This window comes from Deltaproteobacteria bacterium (assembly GCA_016213065.1).
Classification (GTDB): domain Bacteria; phylum UBA10199; class UBA10199; order SPLOWO2-01-44-7; family SPLOWO2-01-44-7; genus JACRBV01.
On sequence record JACRBV010000056.1, the window covers coordinates 1 to 20379 of the forward strand.

Here is a 20379-nt window from a genome sequence, read left to right on the forward strand (position 1 = left end):
AAACATTGCCCGTGATTCCCGGAGTTGAGGGGAACAGGCTTCGCTTGGTTTCTTCCGAGAAAAAGTGTGGCAGTATTATGGAATAGAAATGGTTGTTATGAAATTCACTTCATGTAACCCATCGAAATCATTGTCGGGGTGCCGAGATTTGAACTCGGGACCTCTTGCTCCCGAAGCAAGCGCGATACCAGGCTTCGCTACACCCCGATAAAAAATCAAATATCAAAATGCAAAAATCAAATATCAAAATTTCAAAAAAAGGATAGTCTCATTTTTCACCATTTCCTTTATTGGAGGTTTGGAGGGACATCCCGCTTGCCGTGTTGTTTCCCTTTCCAAAGCATGCTTCCAATAAGGATAAAAGCCATGACGCTCCAAAAAAGAGGAGGCGTCATTATATGCGGAAACCCTGCGATTTCTTCCTGACAAGTTATAACCGCAAGTTTGATTCCAATCCACCCAACCAAAAGGTAGGCGCCATTTTCGAGTCCCGGAAATTTGTCCAACAGTTTCAGAAAACCCCCGGCCACAAAACGCATCGCAATAATTCCCAGCACGCCGCCCAGATAGATGATCCAGAGTTTGTTCGAAAGGGCGACGGCCGCCAAGATGGAATCAACGGAAAAAGCGATGTCGGTCAATTCCACAACAAGAACAGTTTTCCAAAACCCGAATTTCTTAATCGCTTTCTCTTCGGATTTGAAAGATTTTCTTAGGGTTTGGAAATGCCGTGCCGAAATAAACATCAGATATGCGGCTCCAACAGCCTTGAAATACCATGCGTGAATCAGCCAGCTTACCAACAACAAAGCGATCAGACGAAATAAAAATGCTCCCCAAATGCCGTAACGCAGGGCTTTCTTTCGGCCTTGATCGGGCAGATGTTTGACGAGCACAGCCAAGACCAGTGCGTTATCTGCGGAGAGTAATCCCTCCAAAACAACGAGTGTGCCAATGGTGGCAATATCCTGAAAAAACATGTTTCATTGCCTAACATCCTTGCCCATACTTGCCAAACGGATATTTTTTTGGGATTGTCCCTCTATGTCGCAAAAGATACTTCTCAAACTGGAACAATCGTTAAAAAAATTACAATCAACATGGCCAAAACCTTTTTCGAAAGAAACACAGCATCTTTTTATACAGGCCCAAAAATGTCTTGAAGATTTGCAAAAGCCGGAAAAAACAAACTCAAAAAAAGATCATTATTTTGATTTTCTGGAAACGCTTCATGGGGTTTTAAAAACCCACGATCTTTTATTCTTAAGCAGGCATCTTATTTATCATGTTGTCACCACTGCTGATCTCGCAAAAGCTTTTGGTTCCAAGGAAGAGGCGACGGCCATTTTAACAGAACTGGTTGTGGCTTCTGCAAAGCGGGCGCATTTCGATTCCAAACTGGAAATTCAAATCAAGGAGGTTCGTCTCAGAGAAGGCCCTGCCATTCAGGCCCGCTTTATTTATGCCGTTGATTCTTTGGATGAAGCGGAGCGCCAAAAAATTCTGGAACACTTTTTTCAAGGGACGGGAGATGGTGAAGAGACAAGCGATCTAGCCTTTTGCCGTCAGGCTTTGCGCCGCGCTGGAGGGCAACTTTGGCTTGAGTTTCCGAAGAGCACTCATGTTGCCTTCACTTTTCACTGGCCCGCTTTCGATACTTCCAGTTCGAAGTCGGAGAAAAATTACGGCACTTATAAATACGATATCACTCTGACCGATTTTACAAAAATCCGTCAGCGTTTTGGAATTGTCAGGGCAAAAAAATTGGTTCAGTTGGTGGAGGGATTTGTAAAAGGATTGGTGCGGCATCCGGTTGATATGGTGATGGCTTTTCCGGCGCAGGGAGTAGTCACCGCCATTTATGAATCGCAGGAAGGAGCGGCTTCATCCGTTTCAACTCGCATTTCCCAGCGTTTAAAAAAAGAGGCCTTTCGTCTCGGCACAAAAAATGTTACCCCGCATTTTCGCTATCAACTTTCTTTTTTAGCTTAAAAAACTTAAAAAATGATGACATGGATTTTTCTCAGCCTTCTGTATGCCCCGCTGATTTTTCGCAGTCTCTTCTTTTTTCTGCACGATAATTTTTTTGGATTGCGTCTGTTGAATCGATTGGTTGGTGCTTTGGAGCTTTGGTTTGGCTGGGCGCGTGATTTTGCGGTGATCCTTTTTGCGCTATGGACATTGGGTTGGCGCGTTTACGGATGGATTAAACTAGGCGCTCCCTTTTTCTTGCCCTTTGAAATTTTATTTTTGGGATTGGCGTTTTACAGCCGGTGGTGGCGTTGGCACGGTTTAAAGCCTTTGCAGGAATTTGCCCGCCTCAATCCAAGAGTTGAACCACAGGAATTTTTTGATCATCTTTATGCCTGTTTAGGTTTTCTCCCCCATCGAGTTCCTGCCAAGGCGGAGTGTCTCGTCGATCCTTTGCATCTTCATTATGCAAAGGGAAAACCGATACAGCAGAGTGTCTGGCTCTGTTTCCGCGGCGCTTATGCCACTTTTTTATTTGGACGCCTCGCCTACAAGGCATTTCGCTGGAAGGGGTCTCATTATATTAAGAGTGTGGGGTCTGGCCTTTCGATGATTTGGGCGGTGCGTATGATACAGATGGCCCGGATGGATGTGATTGTGGAAAAAGCACCCGATCTGGCTTCAATCAAAGAGGGAAAAATTATTTATGCTTTGAGCCATAAAAGTCTGCTCGATATTGCTTTGGCGCAACTTGCTTATTTCAAGGAAAAGCCGGACGGATCAGTGACGAGTTTTATGCCCCGCATAATTGTTGCCAAGGATCACTTCAGGGACAATTTATTTTTGTACCGGATTTTGGGGATTGGTCAAACTTTGGAGGCGTGGGGAATGATTTTTGTCGACCGAAAATCAAAGCAGGAGGGGAAAGCAAAAAGAGCGGTGGACAATGTGGTGAAGAGACTTCTTCCTTCCGATATGTCATTGGCGATTTACCCGCAGGGGACAAGGGCCCGGGGGCAATTGAATCGGGATGGAACACGCTGGGACGCCGGCTATTTTTGTGTCGGCAAAAAAGAGCGTCTGAAAAAAGAGGGCGGTTATTTCAAAAAAGGAATTGCCCATATTGCGGTATCAACAGCCGGAACTTTGGCAAAATATAAATCTCGCGAAAAGGTTTGGGTGTTGCCGGTCGGAATGATTGGTTCGGGAACGGTATGTCCCAAAGGTTCTTGGAAAATTCAGACTGAAACGAAAGTAACAATCAAAATGGGTGAGCCAATTCTTGTGGATGAAACGATGACGGTTGACCGACTCACCGCAAAAATTGACGGATCTCTGCAAGAATTATTGGGAGTGGCTACTCGTCTGGAACGCCGATTCTTCATGGATCTTCGGGAAATTCTGGACCAACGCGGCGTGGATGAAGTGGCGGTGGCGATCAAACAATGGCGACAGGAAGAAATTGTTTATCTAATTCTGGATTATATTTACGCTCTGCCGCCAAAATTATGGCGGGGATTACTGACTGAACTCTCCAATCAACTCCGTCACGAAGCGACCCGCGACAATCTAGCCTGCCTCCGCAATAAAATCGCCGAACTGTTTTAACATTTGGTACCATAACATATGGTACCAGGTACCATATGTTAATCGCTTGTACGGAAATCGAGCACTTGCTGTAGCATTTTCATCATTCCTCTTTTTCTTTCCCCCCTTTAAAGCCTTCTCCAGACGGTACGCCATTCGCATTACACATAGTACCAGGTACTATATGTAACTTTGTGAAAGGAGATGGTTATGCCGCGACAACCACGAATTAAAGGAGAGGATCTTCATTATCATGTCATTTTACGTTGCAATAACAAGGAACCCCTTTTTCAGGAACACGGCGATTTTGAGCGATTACTTTTTATTCTGTATGAGGGAAAACGCAAATTTTGTTTCCGACTCTATAATTACGAAATTCTGAATTCGCATGTACATCTGATGGTATCAAACCACGGAGATTCTTTGATCGATGAAATTATGCACGACATTTGTTTGAAATATGCAAAAGATTTCAATCAGCGCCACAAACGCTCCGGACATTTTTGGGCACATCGGTACCGTAGCCGCATCATTTCGAATGACCAGCATGGTTTGGCGTGTTTGCGATATCAGCATAGGAATGCTTTGTCAGCGGGCATTGTCGCAAAGCCGGAAGATTGGCCGTGGAGTGGCTATTCTTATTATATGGGTCAGCCAAATCCTTTACTAGAATTTCATCCATCTTATTTGGCTGTGTGCGATGAGGAATACCGACGACGTCAAATTTATAAAAATCTGGTTTATACATCCATCCCCTCAGACAAGATTTCCAACTTACTTGAGAAGGGAAATGGTAAACCGACTTGTCGCTTTAATCGAATGGTTAAACAAGTCGATTTTTTGCGAAGTAACTTGATGGAGGATTACATATAGTACCTGGATTACATATAGTACCTGGATTACATATAGTACCTGGTACTATATGTAACTCTTCATTTGCGTGATTGTTGCGCTGTAATTTTTTACGCGGAAAATTCCGGAGCCGGAGACGAAGATGTTGGTGCCGGCTTTGGCGAATTCTCCGATGTTTTCTGTTTTGATGCCGCCGTCGACTTCGATGGGGGTGTTTAAATTGTTTTGTGTGAGATAGCTTTTTAGTTTCGCTATTTTTTTAAACGACCCTTCCACCAGACTTTGTCCTCCAAAACCCGGGTTGACGGTCATTACCAAAATAAAATCGGCGAGCTTGCAGAAAGGAAATATTTTTTCAATCGGTGTGGGCGGATTGATAACAGCGCCCGCTTTGCAACTCAGTTTTTTGATAGCTGGTAATAACTCCGATAGATTCGACGTTTCAATATGAACGCTGATCCAGTCAGCGCCGGCTTTGGCAAAGGGCTCGATAAATTTTTCGGGTTTCTCAATCATTAAATGACAATCGAGAGGAAGTTTTGTGATCTTGCGAATCGAAGTGACAATAGACGGTCCCATCGTCAGGTTCGGTACGAAATGACCATCCATAATGTCGATGTGAATCAAATCGGCACCCGCTTTTTCAACGGCGGTGATTTCTTCACCCAATCTTGCAAAATCGGCCGACAAAATGGAAGGGGCGATGAGTTTTTTCATTTAAGTTTTTCTCCTACCGTTACGGAGTAGCCTTTTAGAAAATCAGCGGTACTCATTCTCTTCTTCCCTTCGAGTTGGACTTCCAAGAGACAGAGTGCTCCTTTTCCACAGCGAAGAATCAATCCGTTTTTGTTGTCGAGAATTGTTCCGGGTTTTTCTTTTGAATCATTTTCCATGGGTGCCGCTTCAAAAATTTTCAGAATTTTTCCGTTTACATGACAAAAGAGGCCCGGCCATGGTGTATAGGCGCGGAGTTTGTTGTAAAGTGTTTCTGCCGATTCGTTCCAGTTAATCTGACCGTCTTCTTTTGTGATTTTGCGCGTGAGAATTATTTTTTTTGGATCTTGCGGTATCGGTTTCAGAGTTTTCTTTTCCAATCCTTCCAGTGTTTTCAAAATCAGATGGGCTCCTACTTCGGCAAGACGAGCTTCCAGACCTTCTGCGATTTCAACGGGATCAATGTCGGTTTCGCATTGCAGGTAAAGATCACCGGCATCCATTTCGGAACTCACGATCATGGTTGTTACGCCCGTTTTGGTGTCGCCGTTTAAAATGGCCGTTTGTATTGGAGATGCGCCGCGATATTTTGGGAGAAGCGAAGGGTGAAGATTGACCGCTTTGTAGCGTGTTTTGTCGATCAAAGACTGCGGTAAAAATTTTCCATAAGCCACCACCACCAACACATCGGCTTTTAAATTTAAAATTTCCTGAATAACGGTTTCCTCCTGAATTTTTGCCGGTTGCAAAAGGGGAAGCCCTAAGTCTTTCGCCAATACAGCTACCGGACAAGGGGTCATTTTGCGGCCACGTCCCGCCGGTTTATCCGGTTGTGTGACGACTCCAATAATTTTGTGCGATGAAGAGGCATGCAAAACTCTCAGAGAAGGAATGGCAAAGGTATCAGAACCAAAAAAAAGGATTTTCATCTTAAAAGATAACCTCGTCGTGTTTCTTGCTTTCCGGAGGAAGGTGTTTTTTTATTTTTTCCAGATAGAGATTTCTTTTGAGCCGGCTGGATTTATCGATAATGAGTTTTCCGTCGAGATGATCAATTTCATGTTGCAGGCAGACAGCCAGAAGGTCTTCGCCCTCAATCCGGATTAGTGATCCTTGTTTATCAAGGGCCTCGACTGTTACCTTCTTGGAGCGCTCCATTTTTTGTGAAAAATCAGGAATGCTGAGACAGCCCTCTTCCCACTCAATTTTTCCTTCGCGGTGAATGATTTTGGGATTTATGAGTTGAAAAAGTTCTCCCTCTCCCTTTTTGTCTTTCCATTTTGTGTCGAGCACAATCACCCGCAAAAGCTGACTCACCTGCGGTGCGGCAAGACCAATACCGGGTGCGGCGTACATGGTTTCCGCCATGTCATCCAAAAGTTTTTGGATTTCTTTCGAAACTTTTTCAACCGGTTTGCAGACTGTTTGCAAGCCGGGATCCGGATAGGTGATGATTTTTAAAATACTCATTTTGAGGGCCTTAAGAAACTACATCAGATTAAGGCAGTCAACATCAATTTGGATCTGGACTCCGGCGGGGAGCATTTCTTTGGATTGTGTCTGAGCCTGTCGCAGTAACCAAAGCAATTCCTTCACTTTGAAAGCTTTGATTAAAATCTGCCAGCGATGTTTGCCGCGCACTTTCGCCAGCGGGGATTTCACAGGACCCATGATGACGGGTGGATCCTTCTCCCACTTTTTTCTGCCCAAAAAATTTTTAAGATTTAAAGCTCCTTTTTTTACTTTATCCCCGTCACTCCCCTGCAGGCGGATTTGCGCGAGTCTGGAGAAAGGGGGGTAACAAAGGCTTTCGCGTTGTTGGAGTTCTTCTTCCGCAAAGCGTTTGAAGTCGTGTTGACGGGTGCATTGAAGGGCGAAATGTTCCGGCTGAAATGTTTGAATGAGAACTTTCCCCGGTTTGTCTCCACGGCCTGAGCGGCCTGCCACTTGCGTTAGAAGTTGAAAGGTTCTTTCGGAAGACCGGAAGTCTGGCAGAAAGAGCGATTGGTCGGCCAGAATCACCCCCACCAATGTGACATTCGGAAAGTCGTGACCCTTCGCCACAATTTGTGTCCCCAATAAAATATCGACTTCTCCCTTTTTCATTTGATGCAACACCTCATGGCGATGCTCTCTTTTTCCCGCGGTGTCACGGTCGAGACGGACAATCCTCGCAGTCGGGAAAAGATTTTTTAATTCTTCTTCCAGCATTTCAGTTCCTTCCCCCAAAAGTTTGAGAGCACTGCTTTGGCATTCGGGGCATTTTTCAGGAAGGCGCGTGTGATAATCGCAATAGTGACAAACAAGAGACGGAGGATATTTGTGATAGGTTAGAGAGATGGCGCAATTTTTACATTTCAAAACATGTCCACAATCCTGACAGAGTAAAAAGTTGGCAAAACCGCGGCGGTCTAAAAAAAGAAGAGATTGTTCTCCGCGATATAAATTTTCAGAGATGGCCGCTTTCAAAGTGGGTGAGAGTGTTTTCGAATCAGGCGCCAATTTTTCTTGCTTGAGATCAATGAGTTGAACTTCGGGAAGTGTCGCTCCGGTGGCCCTTTCCGGAAGAGCGATATATTCGTATTTCCCTCTTTTGGTGTTGTAAAAAGTTTCGAGCGAGGGAGTTGCAGACCCCAGCACCACAACAGCCTTCTCCAACTTCGCGCGCAAAATCGCCGCATCACGGGCGTTGTAGTAAAATCCCCCTTCGGTTTGTTTGTAAGAAGGATCATGTTCTTCATCGATGATGATGGCGCCCAAATTTTTGAAAGGGGCAAACAGGGCGGAGCGTGTACCGACCGCCACTTTGACGCTTCCTTCCCGCATTTTCTCCCAATAGATTTGTCGCCATGTATCACTCAAACCGCTGTGATAAATGGCAACATTCGATTGGAGGCGGCTTTGTACTCTGCCAATCAACTGTGGCGTCAGACCAATTTCGGGAACGAGCAGAATTGCTTCTTTTCCGGATTCGAGAACTTTATTTAAAAATTGCAGATAAACTTCCGTTTTGCCGGAACCGGTAATGCCATGAAGTAAGATCGGCTGAGATGGATTTTGAAAAGCACTTTTTATAGGGGCTCGCGTCGCCCCCTCCGCCGGCAAAGCCGTCGGAGCCTCCCCCTCACGCGAGCAAAGCTCGCTAAAACTTTGAAATCTATCAATCAATTTTTGGAGCGCCTCTTTTTGTCCCTCCATCAATTGTAGAGGTTCGGCTTGATGAAAAATGGAATGTTCTTCTTCTTTGAGACGCGGTTTGGTTTGCGAAGGAGTTTTTACCTGTGTGAGACGAGTGGGAAGAGCGGCGCGGCAAATTTCTCCCAGCGGTGCCAAATAATAATCGGAGAGCCATTGCAAAAGTTCGAGCATCTTTTCCGAAAAAACAGGAGTTTCATCTTTTACCTCCAGAATTTCTTTGAGTTTGTCGGCTGAAAAATCAGAAGGAGGTTGATCGGAAAGTGCGATGCAAAATCCAAGGACTTGTTTGCGCCTGAAAGGAACCACAACCCGTGCGCCCTGTTTGATCTGATTTTGCAGAGCAGAAGGAATGCGATAAGTAAAAAGCTGATTAAGCGGTGTAGCCACCGCAACTTGGGCGTAGGAAAATGATATCATTCTGAGTCCTTCATCATGTCATTCCGGAATTTTTGCTACAGCAAAAATATCCGGAATCCAGAATGATAAAACTGGATTCCCGCTTTCGCGGGAATGACAACAACAGGTCAAATTTAATTTATTACTGCATTAGAGACTCTTCGTTTCCCCCGGCTTAAATTCAGTAACTTTGGTGGTGCTTTCCGTCAACAGTTCTTTCAGCGCGGCATCTTACGAACACCCCATCGAGTTGCCGCAGTTGACACAGCGGTAACAACTTCCGTTGCGCACTGTTACGTGTCCGCAGGCATCGCAGAATGGGGCATCTCCCATCATTGTTGAAAGATGTTCGTTCATCACGGAATTCTGAGGTTGTGGTGTGATTACTTTTAACTGCGGTTTTTCCGGTTTTTTGTTCTTAGTCAATGGTCCATTGTCCATAGTCCTTTTTTCTATTTGCATCATCACATCTTCATCTTTGTTTGGCTTCACTTGAACAAAATCGGTTCGTCCCAGATATTCCATCCCCAACAATCGGAAGATGAAATCAATAACAGAGGTTGCCATTTTGATATTGGGATGGTCGACAGTGCCTTGCGGTTCGAATCGCGTGAAGGTGAAACACTGAACGTATTCTTCGAGCGGCACTCCATATTGAAGTCCCAGAGAGACCGCAATCGCAAAACAGTTCATGATACTTCGAAAAGAGGCTCCTTCTTTGTGCATGTCGATGAAGAGTTCTCCCAAAGTACCGTCTTCATATTCGCCGGTTCTCAAATAAACTTTGTGACCGCCGATGCGCGCCTCTTGCGTAAACCCGCGGCGTTTTTTCGAAAGACGATGACGTTTTAATGTGGGTTGTTGTTGCGCCGCCAAGGCTGTTTCCGTCGCGGTTTCCTTCTGCTTATCGTTCGTTGCGTTGAGAGGTTGCGAAAGTTTGCAACCATCGCGATAAAGTGCAACGGATTTCAATCCCAGTTTCCATGTTTCCACGTAGAGTTTTTCGATATCCTCCACGGTTGTTTCATTGGGAAGATTGATTGTCTTCGAAATGGCGCCGCTGATGAATTTTTGGGCGGAGGACATCATCCGAATATGAGACATGGGCGCCAGATAGCGCTTGCCCAGACCGCCGCATTTGTTGGCGCAATCAAAAATGGGAAGGTGCTCTTTGCAAAGATGCGGTGCGCCTTCAATCGTCATCCGTCCGCAGATAACCAATGAAGCTTCCTCAATCTGTGGATCGGAAAATCCCAGCGCCTTAAGAAGATTGAAACCGGGTTTGTTGTATTGATCTTCGGTAAATCCAAAACGCCCCATGGTTTCTTTTCCAAGCGTGTGTGTGGAAAAGGCCTGTGTTAACTCAAACGAACCCGGAAGAACTCTTTCCACTTTTTCAAGATCATCCTTGTTGAAACCTTTTGCGCGCAATACTTCCTCCCGAATGTGAGGAGCCTTTTTAAGAGAAGAGGTGCCAAGAATATAAGTGATGATCTCTTTGCTTTGCGATTCGGTGTAACCAAGATGCTTCAGGGCTTTGGGGATACTCTGATTGACGATTTTGAAATAACCACCGCCGGCCAATTTTTTAAATTTCACGAGTGCAAAGTCGGGTTCAATACCGGTGGTGTCGCAATCCATCAAAAGTCCGATGGTGTTATGGCTTAAAAAACCATTGGCGGTGTATGTTACGTTGGCAGGAACGGAAAGATCATAGGTCGGTTGTTCTCCCCCATCCTCGTTTGTTTCAACGGTGTCATAAAAAAATCCAAGGGCTTCACGGATTCGCGCGTCCTTGGTGTCATCATAAAGCATTTGGGCGCGGTGTCTTGCAATTCCTCCATGGCGTTTGAGCGAAAGTTGGACTGCGTTATAATGAATACTGCGATTGTCTCCAACTGCCATTTTCAAAATGCCCTCGTCCAAATAAACAATATCTTTTCTGGCCGCTTGAACATAGTCTGCGGTGTCTACTGCCCCCCTTTTTCTTTTGCTGATGAACCCGATTTCTTCAAGAAAAGAGGCATGGTATGACTTGTTTCGCAGACGGAGGACATACAAATCCGATTCTCCCCAGCCCGTCCGGTCCATTTTGGTCATTGTCGGAAAACCAAGCGTTAGCAGAAGAGATTTTACCTCATCTGAAAATGTTCTTGTTGTGGAAGACCAGTGGGGAATTCCGACAGTGACAGTTCCATCGGCTTCAAATAAGCCCCGCAAAAAGGCCTGATAAATTTTTCGATCATTGCTATGCAGGATGGCATCCGGAACAAAAGGGGTAAGGCCTTTTCCCTTGTGGCCTTCCGGTCTCACCTTTGAAAAACCGCAAGCCTCCCACCAAATAGTCAGAGGAACAGAATGGATGGCTATTTCTGTATAGCCCTTCTTTTTACTAATGGCGGGCTCCAGATGAAAGAGAATCTTAGAAAGATATCGCAATCTTTCCAAAACATCCAGATCCCCTTCTGTTACGCACAAGCGTAGCCCTTTGCCATGCAATGATCCGTCCCCCATAAAATAACCGACCAACTCGGACAAATCGGAATTCATGTGTCTTGGAACGATTGTTTCAAAATCGGCATTCCAATGTAAATCTCCCAGAGGAGGCAACGAAACTTCTTTGGATTTTCCAATCATCTGATCCAAAGCCATGGGAACAATGTCTCCCTGTGTGATATCTGCAAAACGTTTCCAAATCCATTCTCCCGTCTGCTTATCAACAACGCGGATTCGATGAATGAGCGTTCCCTGAATTTCATATCCGCATTTGGTTCTGATGCGCCGTGTTTGCGCGATGCCGTTCACATAAAATTTTGTTGCTTCTTGAGGACCTTCATCGGTGAACACCTTCAGCGAAACATCCTGCCATTGTGTTCCTTCGGGATTTCCCAAAGTTTTAAGGCGGACCAAACCACGGTCCGTTGTGACCAAAGAATTTCCTACAAGACAGCCGGTCGGAGCCAAAACAGTGGCTTGAGCATTTCGGTAACCGTATTTTTCGCCCACCTCCAAACAACGGTCCCAGTCTGCAAGCGCGGCTTCACGCAAATAGCTGGGGCATTTTTCTTTTTCGATATCGTTGGCCGCGGCCTTGTGCATCTTCATTACTTCGAGCATCGATTGGCGATTTTTTGCGAACCCCGGGAAAGCCCCTTTGTGAGCGGCAATCTCGGCGGAGGTTGTGTAGGCATGACCCGTCATGATGGAGGTGAGTGACGCGCAAATGTTTCTTGCTTCGTCGCTGTCATAGGGAAGTCCCATAATCATGAGGAGTGTTCCCAAATTAGCGTAACCCAGACCCAGCGGGCGATAGTCGTGACTATTTTGCCCGATAGTTTGTGTCGGGTAGGCACAGAAGTCGACCAGAATTTCCTGCGCGATGAAGAAAATTTTGCAAGCGTGACGGTATTTTTCGACATCAAAAGTGCGTGTTTCTTCATTGTAAAATTTTACAAGATTGAGACTCGCCAAGTTGCAGGCGGTATCGTCGAGGCACATAAATTCGCTACACGGATTACTGGCGTTGATTCGGCCGGAATTTTTTGCGGTATGCCATTTGTTGATTGTCGTGTCGAATTGAACGCCCGGGTCGGCGCACATCCACGCGGCAGAGGCAATTTTTTTCATCAGATCGCGTGCTTTGAAAGTATCGCAGACTTCACCGGTGGTGCGGAATTTGGTTTTCCATTCTCCATCATTAAGATAGGCATACATAAAATCGTCGGGAAGACGGACAGAGTTGTTGGAATTTTGTCCCGAAACGGTTTTGTAGGCTTCACCGTTAAAGTCGGCATCATAACCCGCGGCGATAATGGCGCGCGCCTTCTTTTCTTCGCGCACTTTCCATTCGATAAAGTCGACAATTTCGGGATGGTCGGCATTCAAGCAGACCATCTTGGCGGCACGGCGTGTGGTGCCACCAGACTTGGTGGCACCCGCACCGCGATCCAACACTTCGAGGAAGGACATAAGACCCGAAGAAGTTCCGCCGCCGGAAAGTTTTTCCTGCCGGCCACGCAGTGAAGAAAAATTTGTTCCGGTTCCGGAACCATATTTGAAAAGTCGCGCTTCCGATTTGGCCAAATCAAAAATCGACATCAAATCATCACCGACGGATTGAATGAAGCACGCCGCGCATTGCGGGTGTTGGTAGGCATTTGCGGTTAATTCAACCGCATTGCTCTCTGGATTCCATGACCAGTTTCCACCTTGACCTTCAATATTATAGGAATGATAAAGACCGCAGTTAAACCAGACGGGGGAATTGAAAGCGCCATATTGGTGAACCAGAAAAAATTTCAATTCGTCTTCAAAATTTTGCGCGTCTTCTGATGTGGCAAAATAACCGCCGAGTTCTTCGCCGGCTTTGCGAATTGTTTCGGCAATGCGACGGACAACTTGTCTCGCCGATGTTTCGTGACCCACACCCGGAACACCTTTTTTGCGAAAATATTTTGAAACCAAAATATCGGTGGCTAATTGAGACCAACCTTCCGGCACTTCGCAATCATCCATTTTAAAAACAACCGATCCGTCGGTGTTGGCAATCAACGAAGCACGTTTGACGTATTTTACAGAATCCAGCGGATCGACGCCTTTTTTTGTGAAAAAACGTTCTACCGAAACTCCCTTCGGAATCGGGTGTAAATCTTCTTTTGCGGTATTGATGGTGGTTACTACGGGTGTTTCAAGCGATGTTGACACAAAGGCCCCCTTAAAAAAATGTTAAAATTTAAAAAATTTGAATCATTTCAAAATGTTAGAGTGGAAAATGATTTTTTATCCCCATCTTTATCCACAACATCTAGTATGTGTGCCAAGTTTAGACCACAATATATTGAGGTGTCAAAACAATTTTCGGCGATTTTTCTGTCTTTTTTTAACTCTTCTTCACGCAATTTCTTGCCTTTCTTAAAAAGGTGAGTGAATTAGAGAGCTTAAATTATGCAACACTATCTTCTTCATTACAGTGAAATCGCCCTCAAATTTCGAAACCGTTTTTTTTTCGAAAAAGCTTTGATGGATAGCATCACCAGCCGTTTCAAGGATATCGCGCCATGCAAGCTTCACCGTCTTCAGGGACGCTTCTGGCTTGAATTTAAGGTCTCCCCTGATCCGCAAATTGTGTCTTCCGTGCTTGGCAAAATTTTTGGACTGGCGAACTTCATTCCCTGTAGCAGGGCGGGGGCCTCTCTCGAAGAACTCAAACAGAATTTGGATCGGGAGTTGGAAGGGGAAAAATTTTCCAGTTTTGCAGTCCGTGCGAAAAGAGCAGACAAAACATTTCCGGTCAGTTCTCAATATGTGAATGAGGAGATTGGACATTTTGTTCAGATGAAAACAAGAACGGCTGTTAATTTAACGAATCCGGAGACAACAATTCATATTGAACTTTTTGAAGATAAAATTTTTTATGGGTTTCGAAAAATTCAGGGTTTGGGGGGATTGCCCGCAGGAGTTTCCGGTCGCGTTATGACGCTTCTTTCGGGGGGAATCGATTCACCTGTGGCGGCGTGGCGGATGATGAAACGGGGTTGCGAAGTTTTTTTCGTTCATTTTCATTCCGCTCCTTTTGCTTCGGCCGAATCGGAAGACAAAGCAGTTGAATTGGCGGAGGCTTTGAATGTTTACCAAAAAGGGGGAATTTTAATTTCGGTTCCGTTTGGAGAAATCCAGCGCCAAATTATCTCCAATACTCCGGAGAGTACGCGCGTTTTATTGTATCGACGCATGATGCTCCGGATCGCGGAAAAATTGGCTCACGAACATGGTTGTTTGGCGCTGGTGACGGGAGAAGCTTTGGCGCAGGTGGCCTCCCAAACTCTATCTAATCTCGCCTCGGTTGAAAGTGTGGTAACGATTCCTGTGTTGCGACCTTTAATTGGGATGGACAAAATGGAGATAGTCGATCAGGCGCAAAAAATCGGGACTTTTAATATTTCAATCAAACCGCATGAAGATTGTTGCACTTTTATGATTCCAAAAAGTCCACGCACCCGTTCCAGACCCGAAGAATTGGAGACAGTTGAAAAAAAAATGGATATAGAAGGATCTGTTTTAAAAGGAGTCAAAGAAAGTAAAATTTACGAACTGACTTAAAATTAAAGTCCAAAATTTAAAAATCAAAATGCAAAATAACAAACCAAAATTCAAAAATTTTGAATTGTAATTTTGATTTTTTGCATCCTCTTTGCGGATTCTGGGCGATGGTCGATTAAACAGGGCTAACAGTTTTTTGCTCTCTCCCGCGACCAGATGACAATATAACTCAGCGAAATTGTTTGTTAATTTGTTATTAGCCGCGACCTGGTGCGAGGCTAAGTGTAGTTGAGGCAACTTTTTCGTCTAAAATGCCGATAACTATAATGGAGACGATCTATGTCAACGGTCAGCCGTAAGGTAAGACAACTAAATAAGGCGGATGCAGAGCGTTTTTTAGAGGCTCGTACACAAGGTTTTGGTAATCGCTCCAAAGCTGCTTGTGACGCCGTTATCCTTTCCGAAAGAGAATGTAAACCAACACTTGTTTTGGGAGAGGGAACGGGTTTGGTCGTGACGCCACAAGAGCGGGAACAGCTCGAAAGAGAGGGTTACCCCAAAGAATTTTTAGACGGGATTGTTGGTGTTGATGGAATGGCCGCCTTGGAGAGACGCGCTCGTTGGCTTGGCGAACAGCTCTTTGTGAGAAGCAATCGGGATGATCGTTTCAGTGCCATGAGAGAACTCAGTGAGCTCAGTGATATTTCGGATTTACCAAAAGAAGCTTTTTTGAAAATTTTGGGAGACGAAGATTATATTGTTTCGGCCAAAGCTATTGCCGCATTGGCACACATCGGACCTCGTGTTGTCCCCGATTTAATTCTTATTTTGCAACAGAGTCCAAATGCAAGGGTGCGAGAGGCTACAGTCGAGGTTTTGGGTGAAATAGGTGATAAAACAGCTATGGTAATTCCCATTGTTCTTTCACTGCTTGATCCGGCGCGAGAGCCAGAACTGTGGGTTCGTATAAAAGCCGCTCGCGCTTTAAGACAGATGGTTCCCTATTGTTTGATGGATAATTCCGAGTTTGATCTTAAGCCCGTTATGACAGCTCTGGACAAAATGGCAAGAAACGACCCCGTTTCTAGTTGTCAGCGTGAGGCTCAAAATACCCTTGCTTATCTTTAAGTCTTAACTGGATCATTGCGCGAAAATTTTTCCTGCCTTAGAAAATCCTCTCATGGATTCTCAACATTACTGCCATCAGGTTTGCAAACAAAGTGGCTCGAACTTTATTTTAGCCTTTTATCTTTTGGGAAAGAAGAAACGTCTCGCGATGGAAGTTTTTTACGCTTTCTGTCGCATTGTTGATGACAGTGTTGACGAGGCGCCGACGCCGGACAAGGCGAAAGAGGCTTTAGATTTTTGGCGAAAAGAAGTTCATCTTCTTTATGAGGGAAATCCGCAACATTTGGTGTCTCAGGCGTTGGCAGGTGTTGTGCGGGAATATAAAATCCCCAAAATGTATCTTCAGGAAATTGTGGCCGGTTGTGAAATGGATTTGACCAAAAAGACTTACGAAACTTTTTCAGAACTTCAGGATTATTGTTTTCGCGTTGCCTCCTGTGTGGGATTTGTCTCAATCCACATTTTTGGAGTGACCATGACAACGGAAGTGAAACATGGAGCCATCGCGATGGGGAAAGCACTTCAGCTCACCAACATTTTGCGCGATGTGGCCTCTGATTTAAAGCGTGGCCGTGTTTATTTGCCGCAAGAAGATTTGAAAAAATTCCGTGTGACGATAGAAATGTTGCGAGAAAGTACAAACATTAGCGAGCAACGCGAGCGAGAGGGGGCTTTGCCTGCCCCTATAATAGACATTGTCGATCTTCTTTATTTTGAAATTGAAAGAGCTCGCGCCAATTTTAAAGAAGCGTGGGAATTATTCCCAAAAATTGTCCGAGAACGGAAAAAAATGTTGGCGGCCATTTTGATGGGACTTTTTTATGAAGCGATTCTGAATAAAATCACTCACGATCCTTTAAGCGTTTTTCGAGGAAAGATCAGACTGACCACCGTCGAAAAATTAAAAATCACTTCTAAAGAATTATTGAAAGCTTTTTTGTCATGATAACGGTGGTTGTCATCCTGAGCACATTCGCTATGCTCAGTGTAAACTCCGCGAAGGATCCCATATGAGATTCTTCGCTTCGCTCAGAAAGACAAGTACGAAAGGCTCAGAAAGACAAGTACGAAAGGCTCAGAATGACAAGTACGAAAGGCTCAGAATGACAAATACTAATCTCAAGAAAATTTTAAAGGGGGTTTCCCGCTCCTTTTATTTAAGTCTTGTTTTGCTACCGCGAAAAATCCGTTTTCAAATGGGAATTGCTTTTTTGTGTTGCAAGGCGGCGGATACGATTGCCGATACAGAATTGATTCCGCGTGGAGAACGCTTACGTCTACTGAATGCCTACCGAGAATGGTTTGCCGCGCCTCAAGAAAACATATCTGAAAATATTTTTGCAGAAGTTGTACAACCCGGAGGAGGATCGCCAGCGGAATTGAACCTCTTGCGAAATCTTCCCGCGTTGATGTCGGCGTTGGAATCGCTTGAACCTCACGATTGGCTTTTGATTCAGGAACTTGTGTTGGAATTGACTCAAGGGATGATTATCGATTTGGAATTTTCCGCTTTTGAAACAGAACTTCAGTTGAATGATTACACCTATTATGTCGCCGGTTGTGTGGGGCGCTTCTGGACGAAAATTATTCAGGAACATTTTTCTTTTGCGAAACATTTTGGAGAAGAACATTTTGAGACGGGTGAAAAATTGGGAAAGGGATTGCAGTTGGTCAATATTTTAAGAGACTTGCCGCAAGATTTGAAAAAAGGAAGATCCTATATTCCCAAGGGCATGCCTCTTCCAAAAATTTTTTCATTGGCGAGACAATATCTTCAGGAATACCAAAAATATTGCAGTTACTTTCCATGGTATGCCTTAAGGCTCAAAGCCGTTGTGAGGCTTCCCGCGAGGCTTGGGTTTAAGACGCTGGAATTGCTGGAATCCTCCAAAACATGGCCCAAGGCCGATTTGGTCGTAAAAGTTTCCAGAAGACAAGTTTATGGGGCCTTGTTAGAAAGTTTTTTCAAATGAGTTCTCACTGGAAAAATTTAGGGATTCTTAAAAAGCGATACGACATCCCTTTGGAGGCGATTGTCAAAAGCGATCTTCTAAGAATGGGAATTTCTTTTAGTGATCAAACGCTCCAAAAAACGGTGACGTGCAAAGCAAAATCCTATTTCATTTTTTCTTTCGACAGGGCTTTACAAAAAGATTTGAGTGCGCAATCGAGGCATGCAACACCGGAAGAAATTGCTCTGAGCGGTGGCCCTGAAAATTTCAAGCGGACGATTGTTTCGGTAAGATTAAATCCTAAATCGCCTTATCATGTTGATTATCAAGTGTTGGCTCCGACTGCCAACCCTCTCACACTTTTCTATCTGGATGAAAAAATTTGTGATGTTTCTTTGCCTTCACTCCCTGACTATTACAAAGAGAAATTAAGTAATGGAAAACCGGTTAGCGACATTGCTCCCACCATTGAATGGGGTTATCTCATTTACATCACGGCGTTTCGGCTTTGCCAATACTGGGGTTCCAAAGAGGAGTGCCGGTTTTGTGATATCAATGAAAACTATAGGCAACAAAAAAAGAAACGCTCGTATACAGCTGTTAAGACGATCGAAGAAGTGCTGGAGGCTTTGGAAATCATCCAAACTAATGACACTCAAAAAATAAGCCGGGCCTATACCGTGAGTGGTGGATCCATTACCACCAATTTGAATGGTAAAACAGAATCTACCTTTTACGCCAGCTATGCCAAAGCCATTGAGAAAAAATTTCCGGGCCGATGGATTGGAAAAGCAAATGTTCAGGCCCTTGTTTTGGATGATGTAAAAAAATTGAAAGAAGCGGGATATCAAATTTATCATCCCAATTACGAAGTCTGGGACCAAAGTCTTTTTCGCACATTATGTCCCGGCAAAGAACGTCATGTTGGAAGAGCGGAATGGATAAAGAGAACTTTGGATGCGGCTGAAATTTTTGGACCTTCTCATGTCATTCCCAATTTTGTGGCAGGCGTTGAGATGTCGGAGCCTTATGGATTCAAGACCGTGCCGGAAGCAATTCAATCCACCGCTGAAGGCCTCGAATTTTTTATGTCGAAAGGAATTTGTCCCCGCTTCACCGTTTGGTGCGTGGAACCCAATACAGTTTTATGCCAAACCAACACCGAACCACCACCGCTCGAATATTTCGTGAATCTTTTGCAGGTCTACCGCGACACGCATCGCAAATATAAACTTCCGGTCCCTCCCGGATACGGACTGCCGGGGATTGGGAAAGCCGTTTTCTCTGTGTCAGCATTTATGGATGTGCTGTAGAGCCCGCCGTTGGGGCTGTGTCAATTCTCCATAGCTCCGGATGCGCGGTCCGGAAATCTATTGTCATAAAACTCATGGCTTGATGGTGCATCGCCGGAATCTGAGCGTTCAAATAGCCCACGGCCGCATTCAATGCTTCTTCAAATGTTGGATATCCTTCATTGTCGCCATTGATAATAAAAGCATAGGCTCCTCGCTTTGTTATGGCACGCTGAATTTTTCCCGCGGCGAGGACGGTCTCTCCTTCCGCCACCATGATGGAGTGAGGTCTTGTTTTAGTGTCGATTCTTAGTTGATTGGTTCCGGTTGCTGTTCTCACCAAAACATAATTTATTTTTTGACCATCCAAAATATTTTCACGCTGAAAAATTTCGTGGAGATGGATAGTGCCGTGAACATCGAAGGATTCAGGAGATGGAGATCGGGGTGTGATTCTTGCCACCAGTGCTTCCGGTTCTGAAAAACCCGGACTCTCTTCAATGGTAATAAGAACGCGGTTGCCAAGCATTGTTGTTAAAATTTCTTTGGCGACTGTCAATCCGGAAGGAGTAGCAACATGGGCAGATGCTATTTGAATGTGGCCAAATTCTGTTGGCATTAAGATGCTTTCGCCATTGAGCTGGATTGTATTTTTATGAAATCGAATTCTTCCCGCCGCAACGGCTTTTTCTTCTTTTTCCAACATCATATTGCAGTGAGAACCATCTTCAGAGCCAATATGAAGTTCATAGGTTTTATTTCCCTGCGCCGAAATTCTCTCCACCAAAACATATTTCCACACTTGATCGACACCTAGAAGACGAAAATCGGCGAAAGTGGACAGAATAAAAACGGGATTATGGTTAAAGGCATCCAAATTTTGCGCTGTCAGTTGTCTGGCTCGCATTAAAACGTTGAAGGGGGTGGGTGTTGCTGTTTCTCTGCCGGAAAAGAGTTTTCTAAAAGTTTCTCTGGCTCTTTCCGGGGACTGAAATCGGGTGAAAGTTGCGGGCCTTAGCGCCGCCACTTTTTGCAGGAGTTGGGTTTGTAACGATGCCGCCGCAACACGCCTTCCCGCATAAAGTGCGGCAATAAAGGCTCTTGCGACAGTATCAATATCAACCTCGTCTGTGCCTATGTGGGTTAGAGGTTCTAAAGGGCACCTCCGGAAACTCTCTTAGATTTTTGAATGGTTGAATTGTTTTGCAGGAATTGAAGGAACTATGATTTTCAGAATTATTTTGCATGAA

At 44.8% G+C, this 20379-nt stretch carries 15 protein-coding genes, 1 tRNA gene and 1 pseudogene; 8 read left to right on the forward strand and 9 right to left on the reverse strand.

What is annotated here, in order from left to right:
• Positions 1-133: 133 nt before the first annotated feature.
• Positions 134-207 (reverse strand) — tRNA-Pro (locus HY877_03095).
• An 80-nt stretch (positions 208-287) separates the two neighbouring features.
• Complete coding sequence (locus tag HY877_03100) at positions 288-980, reverse strand: TerC family protein (protein MBI5299266.1); 693 nt, start codon at positions 978-980, stop codon at positions 288-290.
• Between the two features lie 64 nt (positions 981-1044).
• Here HY877_03100 and HY877_03105 point away from each other — a divergent pair, with 64 nt between their 5' ends.
• From HY877_03105 to HY877_03115, 3 genes are all read left to right on the forward strand, one after another.
• The gene (locus HY877_03105; GenBank protein ID MBI5299267.1) at positions 1045-1992 is read left to right on the forward strand and encodes a HAMP domain-containing histidine kinase; all 948 of its coding nucleotides are present in this window, start codon (positions 1045-1047) and stop codon (positions 1990-1992) included.
• Between the two features lie 12 nt (positions 1993-2004).
• Positions 2005-3579, forward strand: coding sequence for a 1-acyl-sn-glycerol-3-phosphate acyltransferase (locus tag HY877_03110; protein MBI5299268.1), 1575 nt, complete (start codon positions 2005-2007; stop codon positions 3577-3579).
• 189 nt (positions 3580-3768) lie between these two features.
• Positions 3769-4431 (forward strand): transposase, encoded by a 663-nt coding sequence (locus HY877_03115; GenBank protein MBI5299269.1) that lies wholly within the window; start codon positions 3769-3771, stop codon positions 4429-4431.
• A 45-nt stretch (positions 4432-4476) separates the two neighbouring features.
• Here HY877_03115 and HY877_03120 read toward each other — a convergent pair whose 3' ends face one another.
• The 6 genes and pseudogenes from HY877_03120 to HY877_03145 all read right to left on the reverse strand — a co-directional run bounded on the left by HY877_03120 (position 4477) and on the right by HY877_03145 (position 13422).
• The gene (locus HY877_03120; GenBank protein ID MBI5299270.1) at positions 4477-5127 is read right to left on the reverse strand and encodes a ribulose-phosphate 3-epimerase; all 651 of its coding nucleotides are present in this window, start codon (positions 5125-5127) and stop codon (positions 4477-4479) included.
• Complete coding sequence (locus HY877_03125; GenBank protein MBI5299271.1) at positions 5124-6053, reverse strand: methionyl-tRNA formyltransferase; 930 nt, start codon at positions 6051-6053, stop codon at positions 5124-5126. The genes HY877_03120 and HY877_03125 overlap by 4 nt, the downstream gene beginning before the upstream one ends.
• Position 6054: 1 nt before the next feature.
• Positions 6055-6594, reverse strand: a complete 540-nt coding sequence (def, locus tag HY877_03130) for a peptide deformylase (protein ID MBI5299272.1) — start codon at positions 6592-6594, stop codon at positions 6055-6057.
• A gap of 18 nt (positions 6595-6612) precedes the next feature.
• Positions 6613-8739, reverse strand: a complete 2127-nt coding sequence (gene priA, locus HY877_03135) for a primosomal protein N' (GenBank protein ID MBI5299273.1) — start codon at positions 8737-8739, stop codon at positions 6613-6615.
• A gap of 210 nt (positions 8740-8949) precedes the next feature.
• The gene (locus tag HY877_03140; GenBank protein ID MBI5299274.1) at positions 8950-10818 is read right to left on the reverse strand and encodes a hypothetical protein; all 1869 of its coding nucleotides are present in this window, start codon (positions 10816-10818) and stop codon (positions 8950-8952) included.
• Between the two features lie 843 nt (positions 10819-11661).
• A pseudogene (locus HY877_03145) lies at positions 11662-13422 on the reverse strand (adenosylcobalamin-dependent ribonucleoside-diphosphate reductase).
• 240 nt (positions 13423-13662) lie between these two features.
• Here HY877_03145 and thiI point away from each other — a divergent pair.
• The 5 genes from thiI (at position 13663) to HY877_03170 (ending at position 19150) form a co-directional block, all read left to right on the forward strand.
• Complete coding sequence (thiI, locus tag HY877_03150) at positions 13663-14817, forward strand: tRNA 4-thiouridine(8) synthase ThiI (protein ID MBI5299275.1); 1155 nt, start codon at positions 13663-13665, stop codon at positions 14815-14817.
• 279 nt (positions 14818-15096) lie between these two features.
• Positions 15097-15885, forward strand: a complete 789-nt coding sequence (locus HY877_03155) for a HEAT repeat domain-containing protein (protein ID MBI5299276.1) — start codon at positions 15097-15099, stop codon at positions 15883-15885.
• Positions 15886-15937: 52 nt separating this feature from the next.
• Positions 15938-16831 carry a squalene/phytoene synthase family protein gene (locus HY877_03160; protein MBI5299277.1) on the forward strand — a complete coding sequence of 298 codons (894 nt, stop codon included), beginning with the start codon at positions 15938-15940 and terminating at the stop codon, positions 16829-16831.
• A 157-nt stretch (positions 16832-16988) separates the two neighbouring features.
• Positions 16989-17858, forward strand: a complete 870-nt coding sequence (locus tag HY877_03165) for a squalene/phytoene synthase family protein (GenBank protein ID MBI5299278.1) — start codon at positions 16989-16991, stop codon at positions 17856-17858.
• A complete protein-coding gene (locus tag HY877_03170; protein MBI5299279.1) occupies positions 17855-19150 on the forward strand; it encodes a radical SAM protein in 1296 nt (431 codons plus the stop codon). Before HY877_03165 ends, HY877_03170 begins: the two co-directional genes overlap by 4 nt.
• Here the strand turns inward: HY877_03170 and HY877_03175 are convergent.
• On the reverse strand, positions 19134-20156 hold the full coding sequence (locus HY877_03175; GenBank protein MBI5299280.1) for a hypothetical protein: 1023 nt from the start codon (positions 20154-20156) through the stop codon (positions 19134-19136). The two genes, HY877_03170 and HY877_03175, sit on opposite strands and share 17 nt — an antisense overlap.
• Positions 20157-20379: the final 223 nt, after the last annotated feature.